This is a genomic window from Thermostilla marina (genome assembly GCF_054657455.1).
On record NZ_BAAHYR010000001.1, the window covers coordinates 3,636,185 to 3,657,952 of the forward strand.

A 21,768-nucleotide genomic window follows, 5' to 3' on the forward strand; every position below is an offset into this window, starting at 1 on the left:
GACTCGGCACGGCGTCTTTGCCGACTCAACGCTCCAAGAGTGCCTCGAAGCATTCCCGCAACAAGGATTCGTCGACCTTCATCGGTGTCAACGTGATCGGTTCCGGAGCCGCGGCCATTGTGTGCCGAACCAACCGGTCGATCAGATCTTCCGGCGCGTCGTCGGGCACTTTGACCTTCTCCGGAATCCCCGCTTCGCGCAACAGAGACTCGATGCGTTCGATGAACGCGGCCGCTTGAGCCTCTTGGGTATCGCCCATGATGTGGCAATGTCGGCCGAGGTACGCCAATTGCTCGCTGCATACGTCTTGGAGTTTACGCAACCCCAAAGGGGTTGCGATGCCGACCGCAAGGCCGTGCGGAACATGCAGCAGCGCCCCCAGGCTTTGCGCCAATCCGTGGGCCAATGTTACGCCCGTCGCCTCGAACGCCGCTCCCGACATGGTCGCCGCCAACGACAGATCGGATCGGGCCTCGAGATTGTCGGGGTCGCGTAAGACGACCGGCAGTGCGTCGATGATCAACGAAACAGCGCGTTCGCCCAATACCGTCGAAAACGGATTGGCCATGCGGCTCAAACACGATTCGATGGCCTGCCCGAGGGCGTCGGCGGCGCACGCGGCAGTCACCTCCTTGGGCAATCCGACGGTCAACGTCGGATCGACGATCGCCACATCGGGACGTAACGGCGGCCCGACCATGGCCCCTTTCAGGGGCGAATCCGGATAATCCCCTTTGCCGAGGAAGGTCAACACGGCGATCGACGTCATCTCCGTGCCGGTCCCGGCAGTCGTCGGAACGGCGATGATCGGTAGCGCATCGGTCACGTGTCGATGACCGTCATTGGCATTCACGAAGTCCCAAGGGGCCCCTTCGAGCTTGACCAACGCCGCGATCGCCTTTGCGCCGTCGATGGCGCTGCCGCCGCCCACGCCGATGATCATCTCGGCATGGTTTTCCTTCGCCAAGGCGACACCGCGCTCCACGGTCTCGGCTGCGGGTTCCGACTCGATCTCGAGAAATGGAATCGCCTTCACGCGGGCTTTGCGCAGGGATTTTTGAGCGGCCTCATAGACTTCTTCCATGCCCTCGTGTTCTTTGTAGCCTACCAAGAGCGCGTTCCAACCGAACTCTTGGGCGGCGTCGCCGAGTTTGCGGACGACTTTCGGGCCGAATTGAATTTGGGTCGTAACTTGGAAAGCCCACTGTTTCAACATCGTTGAATATCCCCTTGCCGAAAAGGACTCACCTTGGTTCTTCGTTCGACGACGAGAGCCTCTCCCCGTCCGTCGAAGATAGGGCGCCCCGTTCGGTGACGGCGATACATTGCGACGGCTGCCGTCGACTGCTCGTTTGCCCCGTTACGAAACCACGTCCTCGGGTCTGTGCGATCGTGCATAGTCCCTCAGCGCGGCGACGTTTTCATCGGGTGTGCCGCGAGGAATTTCGCAGCCCGCCCCGACGATGAAGCGTGGCCCGGCTTCCTGATGACACTTGGCCACCTCGGCCTTGATCGAATCGGGCGTGCCGTTCTTCACGGCCTTGACCGGGTCGAGGTTTCCCAAGAGTACGACTTGTTCGCCCATGGCCGCACGGGCATCGGCCACGGGAACCATGAAGTCGAGATCGACGATATCGCACCCAAGTTCCCCGATCTTCCCCAAGATTTTCGTGATATTGCCGCAGATGTGCAATCGCACCAAACCGCCCATCTCGTGGATGGCATCCACCAACCGCTTTTCGTACGGCCATACGAACTCTTCATAGATTTGCGGCCCGACCAACGAAGCTGCCGCGTCACCAACGCCGATCAAATCGACACCGGCCTCGATTTGTGCCCGAGCGAACGCAATGCCCATTTCCAGGGTGAAGTCGAACAACCGCCGGACAAAGTCGGGATCATCGAAGAAATCCATCATCAACCGATTGATGCCGCGCAGGTCGGCCCCTTCCGCACACGGACCTTCGATCCAGCCTTCGATCAGGTATCGGTCCCCCACTTTCGAACGAAAGAGTTCCGCCGCCTGGATACGGTCTTCCATCCGACCGTTACTGTAGGGATTCGGCACACTCAAATCGTTCAAGCGATTCTTGTCGGCCAACAACGCATCGTCTTCCACAATCGCCGGAGGTTGGTCGTCGTAGTAACGGATCAACGCACCGCAGTCGGCGGCTTCGCGTGCCGGATCCGAAATGCACGACACGTAATCGAAGTCGAATTTCTCGGCCGTCTTGATTTGGGCATCGACCAGCACGTTGAAATCTCGTGCGTAGTCGCCGTACTTTACCCCCGCCACATCGGCCGCGAACATCATCGTGATCGGCATTAACGGAACGCAATCGACCCGTTCACCCTTCAACAACCCCAACACACGCTCTCGAGGTGTCATAACTTATCCTTCTCTACTTCGAGCTTCTCCCAAACGCGATTCGAAACAGAACGGGATGGGGGACGTTGTTTTCCTACGAATCTCGTTTACCGGTCCCATCCGCGGAACCGTCGGCGGGCAGACGCAGGTCGATGATTTTCTCATCGTACGAGACGACGACCTCTCCGCCCGGCGGCACCACCAAGAAGCGTGATTCATTCCAATCGCCGTCGACCATCGCCTGCAACAGGCTCAAATCACCGATCAGCTTTTGATACTGCCAGCCCTTTTCTTCCGCCAGCCGCCGAGTGTGAATTTCGTATCGGTCGTCGGGTTCGACACCGGTTTCGATGTACACCAGTTTCGTGTAGTTGCGCGTCAAGTCGCCCAATTGTTCGTAGATGTACTTTGCGTTCTCCTCGCCGTACCGCTTCGCCAGCGATTCGAAATCTTCCAGAAGGCCCATTCGACGGGCGATCGACGACGGATCCTGTTGTTCCAAGCCTTCCCCGCGCTCGATCCACCCGGACGTCTTGTAATACACGCCGGGGTTCGACGAGAAGAAATCGGCGTATCGCTCTTTGCTGCCCAAAAACAATGTGATGCAATCGTGCGCTCGGGGAATGACCATCGGCAAATGCGGTGAGCGCAGCCCTACTATTCCGTTGCTGCACAAGGCGTAGCCGAGCAAAATCGCCCCGTATTTCTCCCTATCCACACGGTCGATCGCAGCCTGCAATTCCGCATGCATGGCGGGTGATCCGATATCGTGCAGTCCTTTGGGCATGAACTCGATATCGACGATCTGCCGTGCGCGGGCGACGACCGCACACACCTCGCGATACAGAATTTCGCAACTGATCAATTTGTATCGCACCGGCACCCTCACCACGGCATTTTTCGCAAGTTTGCGGCTTGATCGACTACCAGCCGAAAAGCAGCGATGATTCCATGCCGTCATTGTGCCCGGGGAAACACCCCACGACAAGGTTTGCCGGACGTTCGCCCCCAACTCGGAGCAGCCCCGTCCCCACCCGTCGACGGTCGCCACGTCCCCAAATGCGGCAAATGAAAAGCACAACACCAGAAATACAGCCGCCTGCGTCGCGAAATCTTGGCGGCTTCCCGCGTTTGTCGGCATCGCACGCCGTCTAAGATCGCCCTGCGGCAACACCCGTGTTGCCGTCGCTTCCGCAGGTTTTCCTTACGACCGCACTTTACCGTTACCGGTAGCGTCCTTTGCTCAATGCGGTTTCGAACAAGGCGACGATATTTTCGGGCGGAACGTTCGCCTGAATGTTGTGGACGGAAGCCAACACGTAACCGCCGCCGGGCGCGAGTATCTCCAACGTTGCTTCGACTTCTGCGGCAACCTCCTCCGGTGTACCGAAAGGAAGTGTCTTTTGACAATCGCACGCCGCGCCCCAAAACGTCAGACGATCGCCGAATTCGGCCTTCAGCTTCACCGGGTCCATTCCCTTGGCCGTGGTCTGAACCGGGTTCAGAATGTCCACACCCATCTCGATCAACGTGGGAATGAACGGGTAGATCGCGCCGTCGTTGTGCATGAACACCTTCAGCTTGGTGTGTTCGTGAATCCAGTCCAGGCCTCGCTTGTAATAAGGGAACACCAACTCGCGAAACATTTTCGGCGACAAGAACGGCGCCTCTTGCGTGCCGAGATCGTCGTTGAATTGGATGATATCGATCAGATCGCCGACGGCGTCGGTAAACTTTCGCAGGTTCTCGATCCAGGCATCGGTCAGGCGTTCGTACAGTCGATGGACGTATTCCGGTTCCGTAGCCAAGGTCATCATCCAGGCCGAGAAATCCCCCGTTCCCAATCCGAAGAAGAGTTCGTACGGCGGGCCGAAGGGGGCGATGATCGCGAAGTCGCTGTTTTGTCGGTACGCTTCCGCCTGCGCCCGCAGGTAGTCGCACTCCTCGTCGCTGATGATCGGGAGCTCCAACGATTCCGGGTCGGCGTGCGCAGCTCCGGGATACTTGTCGAGCCGATCGAAGTAATAGCCCCCTTTCGGCATGCGGGCCATCAAGCTACCGTCGGGGTGACGCAACACGAGGTTGCCGTCCGGCTCCGTCTCCGGGGTGAATCCGACAGGCACCTCGACCGGTGTGCCGTCGAACAGCGTCCAAGGCTTCCATCCTTGGTCGTTACGAATGCCGAAGGCGACACACAGTCGATTCAACCCGACGACGTCGGCCCCAAAGCGTTCCAAGATCGGCCGTTCGATCTCGGCCAACATCTGGTACACGTCGTACACACGCGTGGGTGTCTCGATCCCCAAGTGCCGCTTGAGCCGATGATACGTCGATGCGGCGATCCCGGACTGCCGTGTGCCTCCCACGTCGATGGGAACACGATCCGGTTCTTCGTGATTGATCGCCTTGAGCACGCGTTCCCGAGCAAGCACGAGTTCCCCCTTCCCATTCCCGAGGATTGCCGATGTCGTTCCCGAGCCGCGATCGACGGCTATGTGCCGAGCGAGGAAGTCAACGGCCCAAATCGTCCAACACCCTACGCGCCGCGGCGATGAATTCCGGCGACGTACCGCAACAGCCCCCCACGAAAGACGCCCCTGCTTCGATCAGCTCGGGTAAACGTGACGCGAACCCTTCGGGGGTCTGGCGATATACCGCTTTCCCATCAACGATCTCGGGCAAGCCTGCGTTCGCCTTGATCCAGATCGGCAAATCGGTCGCCGCCTTCAGACGTCGGCAAATCCCGATGTACCCTTCGATGCCCTGCCCGCAGTTCGCACCGATCGCATCGGCGCCGGCTTCCGCCAGCTTTTCCGCCGCTTGTTCCGGCGTAATTCCCATCATCGTGCGATCCAAATCCTTGCCCGAGTCGTAGGTCATACAGGCGACCACAGGCAAGCCGGTCTGCTTGGCGGCGGCAACGGCCAGTACGGCCTCGGCGGTATCGGCCATCGTTTCAACGACGATGCCGTCGGCTCCGCCTTCGGCGAGCGCACCGGCTTGTTCTTCGAAGGCGGCGAGCAGCTCGTCTTCGGTGCGTTCCCCCATCATGAGCATTACGCCGGTCGGCCCGATCGACGCGAAAACTTTGGCACGATCGCCGGCCGCCCTGCGCGAAATAGCGGCCCCGGCACGGTTGATCTCGACGGCTTTGTCGGCCAACTGATGCCGTTCGAGGATGATCCGATTGGCCCCGAACGTATTCGTGAGAATGATGCGGCTGCCGGCTTCGACGTAAGCCGCAGCAACGGCTTCGACATCGTCGGGATGGGAAAGATTCCACTCATCGGGACAAGCCCCGATGGGCAACCCGCGGGCCTGCATTTGGGTCCCCCAGGCTCCGTCTGTAAGAATGATCCCCTCAGACACCAACGATTCGATCAATGGGTGCGGCATGACGACTCGGCTCCCCGTAAGCAAACGATACCCGATGGTTTGGGGGCGGCTGATCCCCGCAAAGGCTCTCAGTATATCACTGCCGCAGGGGGGCACCAAGCATTGGAAGGCGGAGCAAGGAAACCGTGCCCCCCAGAACCCGCAGAGTTGATTGCACACTGTCGACAAAACGAAATCGAACAGCGCTGTTCCCCGGACGACAGCGCTCGTAGAATATTCCGTGAGTAACGGCAACTCCTACGGAAATCCGAGATTCGGCAAAAAAACAGCACAAAACGCTTGTTTGGTTCCCCCTCGGTGTGGTATGTTATCGGCGCAACCAAAAGGGGTGGTTGCCCCCTTGGGCAGATGAGGATGGAGCTTTGTTGGCGGTGAGGGACGATGCAAACTTCAGAAAAGGGCAAGACGAAACGGCACGCGGCAAACACTTCGACCGCAAAAATCACCTGCTACGAAGAATTGAAACCGGGTGATCGAATCGTGGTCGAACAACGGGTGACCGTCGGCAACCGGTATTGGATCAAGGAAACCGCCGGAACCGTCGTCCGAACGGAACGCGTCAAGCGCAGCCTTCATCACGATCGGGCCGCCGATGATCCCGTGTATTCCGACACGATCTTGCTCGAGTATCCCGACGGTGAACTGACGACGATCACGGTAGACGAATACACGACCATTCGTTGCGCGTAATTGCCGCTATTCCTCGCCTCAGTACGGTCTCCGAGCCGGCATTCGGTGTCGGTCGGTTGCTTGCGGCTTGACGAACCGCCGAAATCTCCGACAATCCAGCAAACGAGTCCTCGGCCGAAGACACCAAGTGTCGTCGGCCGTTTTGCGTCGAACATCCTCACCTTTGCGTCCCATTCAACCATGCCCGATTCCGAAGCGGCATCTCTGTTCAGCTCGCATCCGCGCAGCTTTCGTGAGAACCGATATGTCTATCCGGTTCTCAGTCGTCGAGCGGGCGGAATCTCGCTCGGCATCAACTTGAACCCCGGCAAGGACTGCAATTTTCATTGCATCTATTGCCAGGTGGATCGCCGCGACATGCCTCCGCGGACATTCGTCGAGCTGGATCGACTCGCGCACGAACTGGAGACCGGCCTCGAATTGGTCGTCTCGGGGAAACTGTTCGACGACGCCAAGTTCGCCGCGGTGCCGCGCGAAATGCGGAACCTTCACGACATTGCCTTCAGCGGAGACGGCGAACCGACCACGTTGCGCAACTTCGATCAGGTCGTCGAACGCTGCACCCGGATCAAAACGCGGCTTGCACCTCAAGAGGTCAAAACCGTCGTCATTACGAACGCCTCGATGCTCGATCGCCCCGCAGTCCTGCGGGCATTGGAGCACCTCGACCGGTCGAACGGCGAGATTTGGGCGAAACTCGATGCGGGTACAGAAGCGTACTATCGCCGCGTCGCTCGCACGCGAATTCCGTTTGCACGCATCTTGGAAAACATCACGCAAACGGCCCAAGCAAGGCCGATCGTCATTCAGACACTGTTCATGAAAATCGACGGCTTGCCGCCGGACGAGCAGGAAATAGCCGCGTACATCGACCGATTGCGCGAGATCACATCCGCGGGCGGGCAAATTCGACTGGTTCAGATCTACACGGTCGCCCGCGCACCGGCTGAAAACTTCGTCGCGCCCTTGGAACCCGAGCGACTTCGTTCCATCGTCGCACAGATTCGTGACGCGACCGATTTGCCTGTCGTCGGCTACACGTGAACGGCGTTCATTGCTGGTTGGCAGAGCCGGCAGCGGGCGGTTCGACGTCGGCAATTTCCAGCAACTCGACCGACTTCCCGTCGATTTCCAGCGTACCGCCTTTTCGTACGACGGCCGGGGCCGTATTCCCGATGATTTGCGTGTTGCGAACGATGGTCTCGCTCGTATGGTGCGCGATTAGTTGCGATTCGCCGTTGTCGCCCAACAACGAATCGATGATCTCGACGCGGGAAACCGCCCCGACGCTGATACCTGCCCGACCGTTTCCACGGCACACTACCCGTTCCAATCGCAAATCTTTGACGGTATTCGCCACGGCGATCCCGTCCGTCTGAAAGCCTTGAATGACCAGGTCCCGGATGACGACCTTCGACACGTGATGGAGCGTGAGGCCGCTGCGCATGCCGGCGTAACGCAGATCGTATTGTTCCGGCCGGGCATTTTCGGGAAGCCCCAAGTACAACGCTCCTCGATGATAACACCATTGCATGGGCTCCAGCATCGGCGGCAATTCGGCGGCCGAATCGGCAGGCACGCGCAAACCGGGCTTGTCGCCGATGTACAGAATTTGCGTTCCCTTTAGGGGCGGCCAACAACGAAAAACGACTTTCTTTTCGGCCCGCCACGCCGGTGTGTACAGCTCCCAGGCCTCGCGAGGCACGGGCACCGTCCCGTCGAGCACAGCCCCGTTGCCCTCGATGATGAACTCGCGAACGGCATTCCCACCAAGCCGAGCGGTAGCCACAGTGAGCGATTCGCGGTACGGGATACCCGTGGCTGCAATTACGATACGATCGCCGCTCTGCGCCAACGCAAGCGCCTTCTCGATCGTGCGGACCGGGCCTGCATAGCCCGTTCCGTCGGTCGGCTGCCGACCGAGAAAGTGATCATCCCCCGACCGATTGTTGACGAAAATGTCCCGCGCAGACGCCGAAGGGACGATGCCGTCCCCCAACACGAAAATCGCGATCAGACCAATCCAAACCCAGCAGCGCAGCGTGTTCGTATTCCGCATCGTCGTCTCACAAACGCGTCGGCCGAAGAGAGAAAAGCAACAAACTCCACAAGATCCGCAATGTACACAAACAAGCGAACTCCGACAATCATTTCCCTGAAAAAGTGTAGCACGCCGACGCCGGTTATCGCTTGGAGACAATCGTCCCCTTATCCATCGTGGTTTCGCCACGATTTGCTTGATATTTCAATGAGCCCGCATCATGCTACATGCCGAATTCGGCGGTCGCACCGTTACGGCTTTAAGCGGGGAGAACCGGTCATGAACACGTCGTTCGCCGCGAAGGTATTCCTTAGCGACTTGCAACCCCGACGACTTACCGTCGGCGCTGTGGTACTGCTTGTCGCCTGTACGTTCTCGTTGGGAGTTGTCGCTCGGGGAGTCGCCGAAGAATGGGTGATTGCCGAAAACGGCCGAAGCGATTGGATCATCGTTTGCCCGAACGATGCAATCGAGTCGGAACGCTACGCCGCAGAGGAACTTGCCCGATTCATCGAAAAGCTTTCGGGAGCCAAGTTACCTGTGATCGACGATACCGGTACTCTTCCCCGCAAGGCGTTCCTCCTAGGAAGGAACGCCTATCTCGATAATCTAGGCGTTTCGATCGATTTCGCAAAACTGGGGCACGAAGGCTATGTGCTTCAAACGCAACGGAGGGCCGACGGAAGTGAATACGTCGTCATCGCCGGCGGAAGGCCGCGGGGAACGCTTTACGGCGTATACGGTCTGCTCGAAGACCATCTCGGCTGCCGTTGGTTCACTCCCGATGCCGAAAAGATCCCGCGACGTGATCCGCTCCGTCTCCCGGCCATTTCCGAAACGAAAATTCCTCTTTTCGAATACCGAGAACCGTTCACGTACGATTGCTTCGACGGTGACTGGTGTGCCCGCAACCGAGTAAACTCCTCGGCCGGTCGCCTGACCGCGAAACATGGCGGCAAGATTCGCTTCGGCAGCGGTTTCTTTTGTCACACGTTCAATCGACTGGTTCCGCCGGATCAGTACTTTGACTCGCACCCCGAATATTTCTCCCTGGTGAACGGAAAACGTCTCAAAGAACGCACGCAACTGTGCTGCACGAATGAAGACGTCATTCGCCTTTGCACCGAGGGCATATTGCGGGCGATCGAGAACGATCCCGAGGCATTCGTGTTTTCGGTTTCGCAAAACGATTGGCACAACTACTGCACGTGCGACCGCTGCCGTGCGCTAGCCGAATCCGAAGAATCCCAGATGGCGCCGGTGTTGTTCCTGGTCAATCGTGTCGCCGAAGCCGTGGCCCAGAAATACCCCGACAAGGCGATCGAAACCTTGGCCTACCAGTGGACGCGAAAGCCACCGAAGACGATGCGTCCGCGGCCGAACGTCATCATCCGGCTATGTTCGATCGAATGCTGCTTCGCGCACCCGCTGGCCGAATGCGACCAGGAAGCGAACCGGCGGTTCGTCGAAGACCTTCAAGGCTGGGCCAAAATCTGCGATCGCTTGTGGGTGTGGAACTACGTAACCGACTTTCGGCACTATTTACTGCCCTTTCCGAATCTGCGGGTACGAAACGACAACATCCGATTGTTCGCCGCCAACAACGTCCGTGGAATCTTCGAGCAAGACACCTATAACACCCCCAGCAGCGAATTGGCGGCCCTGAACGGTTACATTACCGCCAAGTTCCTCTGGAATCCCGATTACGATGAAGACACCGCCATCAACGAATTCTTGGACGGTTACTACGGAAAGGCGGCGCCGTTCATCCGGCGGTACATCGACGCGATTCACGATCGTGTGGCCGAAGAGAACATCCACATGACGATTTGGGTGCCGCCGACCCACCCGCATTTGACCGACGAACTATTGGCCCGGGCCGACAAACTGTGGCAGCAAGCCGAAGATGCCGTTGCCGCCGACGACGTGTTGCTGCGCCGCGTTCAAATCGGTCGGATGAGTGTCGACTACGCCATACTCGAGCGCGCCCGCGCGAATCCCGATGCGGAACCGCTCGCCTCGCTCGCCCGCAAGCGATTCGAACCTTTCTTTGACGCTCTGGCCGTCAGCGGATTGACTCGGATACGCGAATGGAACGAGCTGAACGTCTCCGAGTATCGCGACGGACTGGCCCGTGCGTTGAAGCTCAATGAATGACCGCCGAGGCTTCATCAGCTCCCGGAAAAACGATCGGCCCCGATCCGACGACCGGGGCCGATTTCAGCCTATTCATGCCGTAAGCCGGACATTTCTCACATTTCAACGCGAAGCGACCATTTCGAGTGCCACGAGATAAGGCACAGGATCGCTACCGAGCGCGTTGAGCACGGTTCCGCCGGCGGTAAAGCAGTGCGTCACCCAGTCGGGTTGACCGTACTTGTCGAGCGCCTTTCCGCCTTCACCGCCGCCCACGTACACCTTCACACCGGCATCCTTCATCCGTTTGAGCTGCGGAATGAAGCGTTTGGTCCCCTGCTCGAAGGCCTCCTCTTCAAACTTGCCGAACACACCGTTGTGGAAGGCAACGGGCGTCTCACCCAACGACTTTGCCCACTCGATAAATTCACCGATCTTCTGCTCGAACAATTCCGAGGTCTTGGGACCGACGTCGAGTTGTTGATCTTCGGGGCCCAACTGTTCGACGACGCGGCCGTCACTGAGCACGAAATCGACCGGCATCACGAATTGAATTCCGTTTTCGCGGCCGCCGGCGACAATCTTCTTCGCCTGTTCGATCCGCTCACCAGGAATGTAATACGGCTTGTCGGCATGATCGGGATGCTCCGCCACACCGATGCAGAAGTCGCCGCCGTCGAGCTGGGCGGCAGCCTTCTTCAAGCCCATTGCGAGCGAACCGGCCGTGAACACCCAGCGAATCTTGCCGCGGGCGATCATTGCTTCGAGATCGTCCAGCTTGTCGATCTTCAGACCGCTGGAAATCACCAATTGCGCGTTGAGGCACTCGGTAAGCGGGCCGGAAAATTCACCGTAGGCGTATTTGCCGAGGGCGACTTTTTCCATCGCCGCGGTGACGACCACCGACGACGAATCGAGGCTACCGGCCGAAAACGCCTCATGGACGTAGGTCGTTCCGATCTTCTCGGCGAACTCGTTGGCGATCTTTGTGAGTTTTTCCGAAAGCTCGGGAATCTGGTCTTTCTTCGCTTTCCAGAGGATGCGCTCCATCTGGTACTTGCGGGTATTTTCAAGCAGGATGATGTCGCCCGGCTGGGCATTGGCCAACACGTCGACCAATTCTTGGCGGATCGTATCGGTCTCGTCGTCGAACCAGTCTTTGACGAACGTGATCTCGCAGCCCATGATCTCGCTCAACCGAGCGTGCACCTTGTCGAGGGAAAGCTCGGGATCGCGGCCGCGGTGACCGAAGATGACCTGAATCCATCCCTTGTCGCGACCGAGCTGAAGCGTCTCTTTCATCGAGCGCAGCCGAATGTCGCCGTCGCCGACCGAAGGGCCGGGCTTGGCATCAACGTCGCCGCGAACCAGTACCTTCGTTCCCGCAGGGGCATCCAGCGCATCGACGCAGGGAATCCGTTTGAGGTATTCCGTAAGCCCCAAATTCGACGAGGCATCGGCCCCAAGAATCCGCTCCAGCCAGGCTTCCATTTGTTCCTTGGTAATCGCCATGTTTCCCTCTCCGTTGCTGCAAGAAACGAGCCACGTGATATTGTTTTCCACCTTCGGACACAGGCGGCCCCGCGTCCCCACACCCGAAACCAAAAGAATACCACCCCCCAACGAATCCGACCAGAACCGACCGTCCTTGCGAGGGGATATCACATACCACGTCGAGGGCGTTTTTAGTTGTCGCCCGCTCGACTGAACGCCCAGGCAACAACGCGTCCTGTCATACCGCTCGAGGTTGCCTGTCGAATCGAAACCAAGAGGACGGGCTTTCCCTGCTGTTTCGAAACGGCGATGCCGGCCACTTGCCCCCCTACCGCGAACTCGTCGAGCAATTTCCCTTGCCGGTCGACGAACCGAATCGTTCCGTCGGCCAACGTCAACACCCAACACCGGGTATCGGCGGCGAAAAACGGGCCCCAACAAATCTGCTCGATCGGCAGCGAGCGGGCTTCGATTAGCGGTAGTTCCCACGTGCTGCGTCCCTGAAGATCGAATCCGAAAGCGATCATCCGCTCGAAGGGGACGGGATCCAAACCGCAAAATTCAAATTCACCGTCGCCGTCGAGATCGGTCCCGGCGATCCACCCGACCCGATGTCCCGGCACGAGAACCTCGCTCACACGACGTCCTTCAGCGTCGAATACGACCATCCCATTGGCTGTGGTATTCGTCACCAACAGGTTTCGCTTCCCTTGGTCATCGGGCGGCAAGGCGACCAATCGGTACGCGACGGACGCCGTGCGATTGGCCCATTCTCGCTTGCCTTGCAGGTCGATCACGTGCACGCCGACAATCCCCAAATACCCGACCGCCAATTCGAGCTTACCGTCGCCGTCCAGATCGACGGGCACGACATCGGCCGTACCGTCGTGCGGTGACGAAACCTTTTCAGGATAACGCAACACCGTCTGGAACGATTCATCCAGGACGAACACCTGTTGACCACCCATTCCCCACGCCACGAAATAGCGACGGTCGCCCTCGGTCGCCGTTCGAAGAAAATCGATCCGGTCCGGCGATTCGACCGGCACGGGATGCTTGGCGACGACATTCCCCTGCCAATCAAGCTCGGCGATCGTGTTGCCGCTGTCGACCACCAGAATGCGATCGGCGCCCTCGGTGGACTGGAAGACACACACATTGCCCGGAGTCGTGAGCGCCTCACACGAGAAAATGTCCTCCCGCTTCAACACCGACGGCAGCGACGCGGGCACCGGCTCGACATCGCTGATCGGTTGCAAGATTTCACGAGGCGGGATGAACAATCCTTGTTCCACCATACGCCCGACGATACGGATCATTTCACTTCGCATGTCGTCCAAACGGGCCCGTTCTTCGGCGGCTACATCGACGCCGTTGAGCAACTTGTCGATCCATGCGGCCGCCTGCTCCGGCAAATCGGGCGCGTATCCCACACTGAACACCTGCACTTTGCCGTCGGGGCTCAGGATGACCGTGGCGGGCAACGTGGGCATTTCGCTATCCAAGCGAACCCCAAACACCTTTTCGGCGTGCTCGTCGGGATCTCGCAGAATCGGAAGTTGCACTTGCCACTGCGCAAGCTGTGACTGCAACATGGAATCGCGGATAGCCGGTGTAGTGGGCGTGTCGGCGGTGGCGTCGACCGAAACGGCATAACAATGGATTCGATCGCCGTACTCGGCCGCTAAACTCTGCATCGCCTGCAAGACGGGTTGCGAGGCGGGGAGCCGTACCGACCAAAACTGGAGCACGACCGGTTTTCCCGCGAGCGACTCCGAGGTGACGGCGTTCCCCTCAAGATCGGTGAAAGAAAACGCCTCCGGCTTCTTGCCGAGCAATTCGAAACCGAACGGTTCGAAGCGTTCGACGATCCGGCGATCGGGCGGGACTTCAAACACGAACGCCTCGGCCGGCAGTTCACCGTCGATTCCGGCGTTGACAAAGTCGGCCGTGATTCCCAGCCCCAAAACGTTTTGAGCGCCGCCTTGCAGACGCAACATCCGCTCGAATTCGTCGATGGGATAGTTGATGCGCAAGAGCAAGTTCGACTTCTGGTCGATCCACAGAATCAGCGAACCGTCGGGCCGATCGATTTGCACGCGGTTGCAGAAATGATCTTCCAAGGTGCCCGGCGGCAAGAGTTTCGGCTCATCCGATTGGTATAGGAGCGTCTTCAAAGGATCGTCGGCCAACATAAGTACCAAAGGCGGCGGCAGCCACGACACGGCTTGCGTCGGCCCCATCATCAACCCCTGTCCCAGCATCGGATCGTCGAACAACGACTCAAGGGTGATTTCGGGAGGTGCCGGTACGTTGAGCACCTGGTTGACAACGGCTCGGATGCTTGCTTTGAATTCCTTGCCGTCGCATACGACGACGGCCTCACTAAGCTCCAATCGTAACTTGTTCGGACGTTCGAAGGCCGTAACCAACGGAAACACGGCATCCAGGGGCTGCCCGTCGACCGTTCCCCGCATCGACACACGCCCCATATCGGCGTAGCGAGTCGCCTTCCGGTACGTCGCGACCATGTCTTCGAGGATCTTTTGCGGCGATCGTGTTTCGATCGACTGCGGCGTCCCCGCAGCGTTCACCTCGGCATTTCCCGGGGGGACGATTTCAGGACCTGCCTGCGAGGCGCTGCCATCGTTCGTCTGCCCTTGCGATTTGGCCGATTCGCCCGATTGATCGCTGCATCCCGCGGCCGTCACGAAAATCACGCAGGCTAGAATCCCCCAGATCCCCATCCGGCTCCGGCTAAAGCTCTCTCGCATCGTTCGTCCTTGCGTGTAGTGTTCCATGGGTTCCAACGCACCGAATCGAATTCGAAGGCAAGTTCATCCGTTCGACGGAGCCGGTCCTGTTACCGCTCCGGGCGCCGTCGAGAACATCCGACCACGGCCGCATTATCCGGGATCGGGGGGATCGGGTAAAGCGAGCATTCCCCGGTTGGCACGGTCTTCGTCCCCGCATATGCTGAGAAAAGGCGTCGTCGCACAAGAGAGGGAAATCCACGCAAGATGGAAAGACCATGAACCGCCGGCAGGCCATCGTGACCGACAACCTGCGCCGCATTCAATCGCGGATCACCGCCGCAGCCGAACGGGCGGGGCGCGCGCCGCACGAAATCACCCTCGTGGCGGTCACGAAGTACGTTTCCGCCGATATCACTCGCCTCGTTGTCGAGGCTGGCCAGGCCGTACTGGGAGAAAGTCGCCCCCAGCAATTGTGCGACAAGGCGCATGCGCTTGCCGACCTGCCCATCCGATGGCATTTGATCGGGCACTTGCAACGAAACAAAGTGCGCCGCACGTTGCCGGTCGTCGAGTTGATCCATTCACTCGACGGCGTTGCCCTATTGGACACGATCGAGCGCATTGCCGAAGAGGAAAACCGCGAAGTCCGAGGACTTCTCGAAGTGAATATATCGGGGAATCCGAACAAGCACGGATTCGCTCCGGAAGCCTTGCCGGAAATCGTCGGCGGTTTGACGAAATACCGGCGGCTAAAGATTGAAGGGCTCATGTGCATGGGCGGATGGGCCGGAGATCTTGCCGGCGCCGCCCGGGACTTCGCCGCTTTGCGCGAATTGCGAGACCGACTCGCGGCCGAATGTCCTCCGCCGCACCGGCTGGACCACCTGTCGATGGGCATGACCAACGATTTCGAGGTCGCCATCGCCGAGGGAGCCACGATGGTCCGCATCGGCAGCGCCCTGTTCGAAGGACTCGACGCCTGAACGCAAGACCGCACCATGCCGCAAGAACCGACTGAATTGGAACTGGAAGACCATCCCGAAGGCGTTCTCTTGCCTGTTCGTGCGCAACCCGGCGCCCGAAAGAACGAACTGCGCGGCGTGCAGCAAGGAGCTCTCAAAGTATGCGTCACTCAAGCTCCGGAAAAGGGTAAAGCGAACAAGGCAATCGTCGCCTTCCTACAGAAAACCTTGGGCGTCCGTAAATCGCAAATCAGTCTGGTCTCAGGAGAAACCGCCTCGCAGAAGAAATTTCTCGTCCGCGACATCACGCGGGAACAGCTGAGCCGGACGATCCGCGATGCCTTGAACGCCTCGCGTTGATCTTGGTTCGAACTGCAAGGAACGCCCACCAAAACCCAACATTTCCAATCAACATACTTGCCATGCCCCCGCTCTCACCGGACGACTTCTCGAAAAACATGACCTCACCGCAACGCTCGGATACCCGGCCCAAGGCGGTTGTTTTCGACATGGACGGCCTGATGTTCAACACCGAGGATCTCTACTTCTCGGTGGGCGACGAGTTGCTCAAGCCGCGCGGCTATCGCTTTACGCGGGAATTGAGCGACGCCATGATGGGTCGTCCCCCTAAGGACAGCTTCGAAGTCATGATCCGGTGGCACAACCTAAACGATTCATGGGAAGAATTGGCTCGGGAGTCCGAAGAGATTTTCATCCGCCTGCTTCCTGAGCGAATCCAGCCGATGCCGGGCCTCATGGAATTGTTGGACGCCCTCGAACGACACAACATCCCCAAAGCAATCGGTACCAGCAGCAGCCGACGACTGATGGAGGCCGCGTTGGCCGTATTCGACTTGCAGCCGCGGTTCGCGTTCACGTTGACGGCAAGCGACATCACGCACGGCAAGCCGCATCCCGAGATCTATCTCAAGGCAGCCGAACGATTGGGCTTTCCGCCGCACGAAGTGGTCGTGCTCGAAGACAGCGAAACCGGTTGCACGGCCGCAGCTCGTGCCGGCACCATCGCGGTAGCCGTACCCGGCGATCACAGCGCCCTCCACGATTTCAGCATGGCCGCGTTGGTCGTCGATTCTCTGGCCGATCCGCGTTTGTATGCCCTGTTGGGGATTCCTCGACCGGCGTCGCTCGACGAGGCCGCTCCCTCACAATCGTAGCGGCGGTCCCAAGGACTGGATCGCCCGTCTTCCGCGCGGTCCATGCGCGGCATCGTTCCACCGGTGGCTATGCAGGAACAATCTCAACCAGAGAACGATCGCGCGCAAATCTTGCACACCCGCGGCTCGTAACCGGCCCGCGCACTGCGCACGGTCCGACCGCGGGAAACGTGTTCGGCCCCCTTTTTACCGCGACGGCACAGCAAACACCGACGCGCCACGAATTTCAGAACTGTTCGGCACGTCTTGTGCTCCCCTGCCTCGATCACGTTTCAGTTTTGTCGTGTTACCCACACCTATTGGAGGAAGCGAGATGGCCGCCGAATCCCCCACAGAAACCACCCCGACCACTGACACAAACAGCAAATCCGGTCGTCCGGCGTTCAAAATGCAGGCGTTTACCTCGCTATTGTTGCTTTGTTCGTTTGCAGCGATGCTCGTCTCGGGGGTGATGCTCTATTTGTCGCCCATGGGACGCGTCGCCAAATGGACCGATTGGACGTTGCTGGGGCTGGGAAAAGAAGAATGGGCCGCCGTCCACATCAACAACAGCATCTTGTTCTTGATCGCGGCAGTGCTTCACATCTATTTCAATTGGCGCCTACTGATTGCCTACCTGACCAAGAAGGTAAACACCACACGGGGCCGCAAGATCGAGCTGGGTCTGGCGGTCGTGTTGACGGTGTTCGTGGTGGCCGGAACGCTTTACAGTCTGCCGCCGTTTTCGACGGTGATGGCCTGGAACGAGCAAATCAAACGTTACTGGGAAGCGCGCTCGCCGGCGGCGCCGGCCCCGCATGCCGAAGAATTCACCGTCGCCCGGCTGGCCGAAATGTACGATTTGCCGCCGGATGCGGTCGTTACTACACTTGTCGAAGCCGGCTTTGAATGCCCCGGTCCCGAAGCACGCATTCGCGATGTCGCCGAAAGCAAAGGCGTGCCGCCTGCGGTGCTGTTCCAGACCTTGCGCGACCGCTTCCCGCAAATCGAGGCGGGCGAAGGAACGACGCACGGTTCCGGATTCGGTCGCGGAATGGGCATGGGTATGGGACGAGGAATGGGCCCCGGTTTCGGAATGGGCCGCGGACTGGTCGGCTATCATGCCGAGGAACCGTCCCCCGAAACTGCCGGTGAAAATACAACCGCGGAACCGGACTAGCGGCCGACCAACGGGCCGATATACTTTTCGGCAACAACGACATTATCGAATCGCACGCTCTGCGAACGAGGCGGACCCGGGTCCCGGTTCTGCCTCGCCGCGTTTTCTGTGACGTAATCAAGCAGCCAGAAGAAATTGATCTTGAGGTCTTCGCTCGACCGCCACCGAAAACCTTCGAACGGCTCCCCGTCGTCGGCAAGTTGGAACCCCATGCCGGTCCAACGGGTGCGTTTGACACCCTTGTACACGTGCATGATCGGCTTGCCGTCCAACCACAAAGCCAGTTCGCCGTCGGCCAGTTCGGGCTTCGAATTCAACTTGAGCATGACTTCGACACACTGCCATCGCCCCGTGGGAACGACGGCCGGTGTCGCGGGCTGAATCGCATTCCCCCAATAGCGACCGTCGGCCGAAATCTTCATCTCGTGCCAATAACAGTAGAAGCTCCACACCCCCGGCGGCGGGAAACGCCCGTGATTGCCGTGCGGTTCGATGCCGACGGTGATCCGATCATCGCCGCGCGGCCGTTCGCCGGCCCCGCCCTGCGGCCACGGCGTCGGCGGATTATAGCCGCCTAAATGCACGAAATGATGAACGTAGCCGGTCTCAGGTGGGAATTTTACGTAGAAGCGGGCAAACACCTTCTCAACCGGCCGTTTCAACCGCGTGTACAGGTGGCCGCCGGTGTTTTCACCCAACGTCGAGGTCATTTCGATTGCGCGGCCGGCTCGCCCCAGCGGATCGTCTTCCACGAGCCGCACGACTCGCCCTCCTTTATTGCTCATCTGGCCCCAATGCTCGGAGATTGCCTCCAGGTCTCCTGCCTCGAAGTCATCGGCGAACAATACGGCTGGGTCTCGATCGATTCCGCAATCGCCGGGATACTTCGCCGACAACCCCGGCCCCTCGGGCAACGGAGCAACTTCCCCAGCCGAAACACGTTTCGCGCCGAGCCAACATGCGACGATCGCCACAACAACGCCGATTCGCAGTCCCGCGGTCGCCATTGACACCCCTCCCACAACGTCGAATTACATGCCCCTACAAACCGCCTGCGTGCATCATAATCGGGTCGCGTCGGCAGTACGAGAATTCTCCGACTGTATCCGCGGCAACACCTCGCTTTCACATGAACGCCCTGTCGATTCGATCGACGCTTTCTGTCGGTTGGAAGGTCGGCGACACCACCGACGCTGTCGACTTTCTCTTCAACCGCGGGCGATGTTCCTCCTTAAGTCCTTGCGAAATCCACAGTTGCAATTCCACACAACCGGCTTTCGATTTCGGCATAGAAACTGCGTTGCCGCAGTGACTCCGCCCAATTCAAGAACGGCTGCCGGCGTTTGAGAAATGGGGATTGCAATCCGGCATCGCCGTGCTACAATACTCAAATTATCGATACTGATACTCAATTTCAATATCCTCCTCTTCAGCCGTCTCTGGATATTCATGTTCGCCAAGCCCTAACGCGAGGAAGTCGCCATGCCGCGAAAGCCACAGAAGCCCGGGTTCACGTTGGTCGAGTTACTCGTCGTTATCGCCGTCATCGGCATGCTGGTCAGTCTGCTGCTCCCGGCGGTTCAATCGGCGCGAGAAGCCGCCCGCAGCGCCGATTGCAAAAGCAATCTCCGTCAGATCGGCATTGCGGTCCACCACTACGCACTGCAATTCGACGGCGTCTTACCATTCCATTACGGCGAGGGCGACATGACCGATAAGCACCAGTCGGCCATGTACGGTATCCTGCCGTTTGCCGAAAACAACGAAAAAATCTTTCGCTGTCCCGGCGATGTCGGTTCTCCCGAAGATCCCGACATCCCTTATTGGGAAACCTTCGGTACCAGCTACAAGCTCGAGGGTCGCGCACTCAGCCAACCGTACATTCCCGAACGAACCGTCACGGAATACGACGCGAAAAAGGGTGAATGGAAAACCAAGAAAAAGAAAGCCAAGCTTCAAGTCGTCCGCACCATCGACCAGCACGTCATCGGCATGGACGTCAAAAAGATGGCCGAAGGCAAAGAACTGAAACCTGAAAATCGCACGGGAACCAGCCAGATCCAACTCGCCCGCGACCTTCCCGAACCGTGGAAACACGGCCACATCAAGTGGAGCCCGCTCCGCGGTATGTACACACTGGAACCGTTTCACGGTGCACACATGAACGTACTCTTCATGGACGGGCACGTAGTAACCGTTACGAACCAGGGCGACTGGGACCGTCTCCGTGGAAAGCAGCCGAAGGAGTGAAACGTACCGCTCACCTTGCTGCTTCATCTCGCGACATAGAGCAGAGGAAAATTGCATCGATGAAAATACGGACTTGGTATCGCCTGCATCGTTGGTTGGGTATCGCGATCGCGGTGCCCATTATCGTGGTCGCCGTCACCGGTATCTTGCTGGTACACGCCGAAGGGCTCGGTCTGAAAGGGAGCCCCGAACAAATAGAAAAGCTCGAGCCGACGGAAACCCACGGCCGCACGTTTCTCGATTTTCGCCTACAAAGCGGCCCCGATTGCGTGCCGACGGCGATCCCCGTCCTCGAAACGGCCGAACAAGCCTTCCGAAGCCGCTTTGGCGAAACCCCGCTCAATGCGATTGAATTGAAATACGAGGAAGAACACGGCGGATGGATCGTCAAGATCAAGACGAAACGGACCTCCGAAGCCGGCGAATCGGAATTCATCTGGTCGCTCACGCAGGGCTGCCCAATCGAAATCAAGAAAAAACCCGCGGTCAACTGGCACAAAACCGTCAAAGAATTGCACGACGGCAAACTGCTTTCGCGCGATTGGGGCTTTCTATGGGCCGATCTCGCCGCTGTTTCGATGCTCATCTTGAGTTCGACGGGACTGGTGTTGTGGTTGCGGATACGCGCAGCCAAATCCCACAAGAAGTCGGCCAAAAATCACCTTAATGGCGCATCGGCGCCACGAGAGGAGACGCAGCCGTGAGAGCTCTTGCGCTGTTCACCGCGTGGACGCTTGCACTCGTGTTTCTCGTCGGCGGAATTTATCGCATGTCGAAGCCTGAAGCCATCATTCCACAGGAACAGATTTCTCCTTGGACAAAGCAACTGGCAAGCGTGCCGGTAGACGAGTATTCGGACGTACTCGGCGACCTCTCTGATGATCTGCCGCCTAGCTTGCCGGTTGCGCCGATGGTCATGGTCGTCCAAGCGGCACCGGATGGAAAGGCAATCGTTCTCGCCGTTCCTCCCGACAGCTCCGACGATCCCGATGCCGACCATTGGCCCTGCCCTTGGCCCAACCTGAATTCCCTGTTGGCCGAAATGCCGGTCAAGCCTATTCACGCTGACGATGAACACGCCGGCACGCGGTACCGGCATCAGTTGTTTCCCATCGCCGGCCGTGCGGGGCAGTATTTGATTCTGAGCATCCCTTCCACAGACGCGTCAGGACGCCTCGCCGGCCTGCGGTGGTTTGCCGCGGCCGTGGTATGTGTGTCGGCAGGAATTTATCTGGCTATTCGCATTCGCCACGAGTGAACCCCGCCGTGTCAGCTTTGCCGTAATCTCTCCTCACCCCAAACCAGTGTTCACGTACTGAATTTCCGATATACTGACACGTT

General features: G+C 58.9%; 18 protein-coding genes and 1 pseudogene. 10 read left to right on the forward strand and 9 right to left on the reverse strand.

Annotation, left to right across the window (positions count from 1 at the left end):
* Positions 1–25 precede the first annotated feature (25 nt).
* The 5 genes from ACYQ2I_RS13280 to ACYQ2I_RS13300 form a co-directional block, all read right to left on the reverse strand.
* Entirely contained in the window at positions 26–1,216 is a 1,191-nt protein-coding gene (locus tag ACYQ2I_RS13280; RefSeq protein WP_460167504.1) for an iron-containing alcohol dehydrogenase family protein, read from the reverse strand.
* Positions 1,217–1,360: 144 nt separating this feature from the next.
* On the reverse strand, positions 1,361–2,389 hold the full coding sequence (locus ACYQ2I_RS13285) for a uroporphyrinogen decarboxylase family protein (protein ID WP_460167505.1): 1,029 nt from the start codon (positions 2,387–2,389) through the stop codon (positions 1,361–1,363).
* A 73-nt stretch (positions 2,390–2,462) separates the two neighbouring features.
* Positions 2,463–3,245 carry a DUF1638 domain-containing protein gene (locus tag ACYQ2I_RS13290; RefSeq protein WP_460167506.1) on the reverse strand — a complete coding sequence of 261 codons (783 nt, stop codon included), beginning with the start codon at positions 3,243–3,245 and terminating at the stop codon, positions 2,463–2,465.
* A gap of 346 nt (positions 3,246–3,591) precedes the next feature.
* The gene (locus tag ACYQ2I_RS13295) at positions 3,592–4,800 is read right to left on the reverse strand and encodes a uroporphyrinogen decarboxylase family protein (RefSeq protein WP_460167507.1); all 1,209 of its coding nucleotides are present in this window, start codon (positions 4,798–4,800) and stop codon (positions 3,592–3,594) included.
* 79 nt (positions 4,801–4,879) lie between these two features.
* Positions 4,880–5,764 (reverse strand): homocysteine S-methyltransferase family protein, encoded by an 885-nt coding sequence (locus ACYQ2I_RS13300; protein ID WP_460167508.1) that lies wholly within the window; start codon positions 5,762–5,764, stop codon positions 4,880–4,882.
* 381 nt (positions 5,765–6,145) lie between these two features.
* On the opposite strand from ACYQ2I_RS13300, the gene ACYQ2I_RS13305 reads away from it, so the two are divergent.
* Positions 6,146–6,454, forward strand: coding sequence for a hypothetical protein (locus ACYQ2I_RS13305; protein WP_460167509.1), 309 nt, complete (start codon positions 6,146–6,148; stop codon positions 6,452–6,454).
* Positions 6,455–6,634: 180 nt separating this feature from the next.
* Complete coding sequence (locus ACYQ2I_RS13310; protein WP_460167510.1) at positions 6,635–7,498, forward strand: radical SAM protein; 864 nt, start codon at positions 6,635–6,637, stop codon at positions 7,496–7,498.
* A gap of 7 nt (positions 7,499–7,505) precedes the next feature.
* Here the strand turns inward: ACYQ2I_RS13310 and ACYQ2I_RS13315 are convergent, their stop codons facing one another.
* Positions 7,506–8,513 (reverse strand): right-handed parallel beta-helix repeat-containing protein, encoded by a 1,008-nt coding sequence (locus ACYQ2I_RS13315; protein WP_460167511.1) that lies wholly within the window; start codon positions 8,511–8,513, stop codon positions 7,506–7,508.
* Between the two features lie 261 nt (positions 8,514–8,774).
* Between ACYQ2I_RS13315 and ACYQ2I_RS13320 the strand changes: the two genes are divergently transcribed.
* Complete coding sequence (locus ACYQ2I_RS13320; RefSeq protein WP_460167512.1) at positions 8,775–10,652, forward strand: DUF4838 domain-containing protein; 1,878 nt, start codon at positions 8,775–8,777, stop codon at positions 10,650–10,652.
* 102 nt (positions 10,653–10,754) lie between these two features.
* Here the strand turns inward: ACYQ2I_RS13320 and pgk are convergent, their stop codons facing one another.
* Together pgk and ACYQ2I_RS13330 are read right to left on the reverse strand one after the other, a co-directional pair.
* Positions 10,755–12,143, reverse strand: coding sequence for a phosphoglycerate kinase (pgk, locus tag ACYQ2I_RS13325; protein ID WP_460167513.1), 1,389 nt, complete (start codon positions 12,141–12,143; stop codon positions 10,755–10,757).
* A 173-nt stretch (positions 12,144–12,316) separates the two neighbouring features.
* Positions 12,317–14,899 carry a redoxin domain-containing protein gene (locus ACYQ2I_RS13330; protein ID WP_460167514.1) on the reverse strand — a complete coding sequence of 861 codons (2,583 nt, stop codon included), beginning with the start codon at positions 14,897–14,899 and terminating at the stop codon, positions 12,317–12,319.
* A 257-nt stretch (positions 14,900–15,156) separates the two neighbouring features.
* Here ACYQ2I_RS13330 and ACYQ2I_RS13335 point away from each other — a divergent pair, with 257 nt between their 5' ends.
* The 4 genes from ACYQ2I_RS13335 to ACYQ2I_RS13350 all read left to right on the forward strand — a co-directional run bounded on the left by ACYQ2I_RS13335 (position 15,157) and on the right by ACYQ2I_RS13350 (position 18,177).
* Positions 15,157–15,864, forward strand: a complete 708-nt coding sequence (locus ACYQ2I_RS13335) for a YggS family pyridoxal phosphate-dependent enzyme (RefSeq protein ID WP_460167515.1) — start codon at positions 15,157–15,159, stop codon at positions 15,862–15,864.
* Between the two features lie 15 nt (positions 15,865–15,879).
* Positions 15,880–16,203, forward strand: coding sequence for a DUF167 domain-containing protein (locus tag ACYQ2I_RS13340; RefSeq protein WP_460167516.1), 324 nt, complete (start codon positions 15,880–15,882; stop codon positions 16,201–16,203).
* Positions 16,204–16,301: 98 nt separating this feature from the next.
* The gene (locus tag ACYQ2I_RS13345; RefSeq protein WP_460167517.1) at positions 16,302–17,018 is read left to right on the forward strand and encodes an HAD family hydrolase; all 717 of its coding nucleotides are present in this window, start codon (positions 16,302–16,304) and stop codon (positions 17,016–17,018) included.
* A gap of 313 nt (positions 17,019–17,331) precedes the next feature.
* Positions 17,332–18,177, forward strand: coding sequence for a DUF4405 domain-containing protein (locus ACYQ2I_RS13350; protein WP_460167518.1), 846 nt, complete (start codon positions 17,332–17,334; stop codon positions 18,175–18,177).
* Here ACYQ2I_RS13350 and ACYQ2I_RS13355 read toward each other — a convergent pair.
* Complete coding sequence (locus ACYQ2I_RS13355) at positions 18,174–19,184, reverse strand: hypothetical protein (RefSeq protein ID WP_460167519.1); 1,011 nt, start codon at positions 19,182–19,184, stop codon at positions 18,174–18,176. The genes ACYQ2I_RS13350 and ACYQ2I_RS13355 overlap by 4 nt on opposite strands.
* A gap of 475 nt (positions 19,185–19,659) precedes the next feature.
* Between ACYQ2I_RS13355 and ACYQ2I_RS13360 the strand changes: the two are divergent.
* From ACYQ2I_RS13360 to ACYQ2I_RS13370, 3 genes and pseudogenes are all read left to right on the forward strand, one after another.
* Positions 19,660–19,941, forward strand: a pseudogene (locus ACYQ2I_RS13360) (type II secretion system protein); the annotation flags it as partial.
* Between the two features lie 545 nt (positions 19,942–20,486).
* Positions 20,487–21,131 carry a PepSY domain-containing protein gene (locus ACYQ2I_RS13365; RefSeq protein WP_460167520.1) on the forward strand — a complete coding sequence of 215 codons (645 nt, stop codon included), beginning with the start codon at positions 20,487–20,489 and terminating at the stop codon, positions 21,129–21,131.
* Entirely contained in the window at positions 21,128–21,685 is a 558-nt protein-coding gene (locus ACYQ2I_RS13370) for a hypothetical protein (protein WP_460167521.1), read from the forward strand. The genes ACYQ2I_RS13365 and ACYQ2I_RS13370 overlap by 4 nt, the downstream gene beginning before the upstream one ends.
* Positions 21,686–21,768: the final 83 nt, after the last annotated feature.

Bases quoted from the DNA above. Each gene is read 5' to 3' on its own strand.
- ACYQ2I_RS13280 (WP_460167504.1), bottom strand. From the start codon at position 1,216: ATGTTGAAACAGTGGGCTTTCCAAGTTACGACCCAAATTCAATTCGGC.
- ACYQ2I_RS13285 (WP_460167505.1), bottom strand. From the start codon at position 2,389: ATGACACCTCGAGAGCGTGTGTTGGGGTTGTTGAAGGGTGAACGGGTC.
- ACYQ2I_RS13300 (WP_460167508.1), bottom strand. From the start codon at position 5,764: ATGCCGCACCCATTGATCGAATCGTTGGTGTCTGAGGGGATCATTCTT.
- ACYQ2I_RS13305 (WP_460167509.1), top strand. From the start codon at position 6,146: ATGCAAACTTCAGAAAAGGGCAAGACGAAACGGCACGCGGCAAACACT.
- ACYQ2I_RS13310 (WP_460167510.1), top strand. From the start codon at position 6,635: ATGCCCGATTCCGAAGCGGCATCTCTGTTCAGCTCGCATCCGCGCAGC.
- ACYQ2I_RS13315 (WP_460167511.1), bottom strand. From the start codon at position 8,513: ATGCGGAATACGAACACGCTGCGCTGCTGGGTTTGGATTGGTCTGATC.
- ACYQ2I_RS13320 (WP_460167512.1), top strand. From the start codon at position 8,775: ATGAACACGTCGTTCGCCGCGAAGGTATTCCTTAGCGACTTGCAACCC.
- pgk (WP_460167513.1), bottom strand. From the start codon at position 12,143: ATGGCGATTACCAAGGAACAAATGGAAGCCTGGCTGGAGCGGATTCTT.
- ACYQ2I_RS13330 (WP_460167514.1), bottom strand. From the start codon at position 14,899: ATGCGAGAGAGCTTTAGCCGGAGCCGGATGGGGATCTGGGGGATTCTA.
- ACYQ2I_RS13335 (WP_460167515.1), top strand. From the start codon at position 15,157: ATGAACCGCCGGCAGGCCATCGTGACCGACAACCTGCGCCGCATTCAA.
- ACYQ2I_RS13340 (WP_460167516.1), top strand. From the start codon at position 15,880: ATGCCGCAAGAACCGACTGAATTGGAACTGGAAGACCATCCCGAAGGC.
- ACYQ2I_RS13345 (WP_460167517.1), top strand. From the start codon at position 16,302: ATGACCTCACCGCAACGCTCGGATACCCGGCCCAAGGCGGTTGTTTTC.
- ACYQ2I_RS13350 (WP_460167518.1), top strand. From the start codon at position 17,332: ATGGCCGCCGAATCCCCCACAGAAACCACCCCGACCACTGACACAAAC.
- ACYQ2I_RS13355 (WP_460167519.1), bottom strand. From the start codon at position 19,184: ATGGCGACCGCGGGACTGCGAATCGGCGTTGTTGTGGCGATCGTCGCA.
- ACYQ2I_RS13365 (WP_460167520.1), top strand. From the start codon at position 20,487: ATGAAAATACGGACTTGGTATCGCCTGCATCGTTGGTTGGGTATCGCG.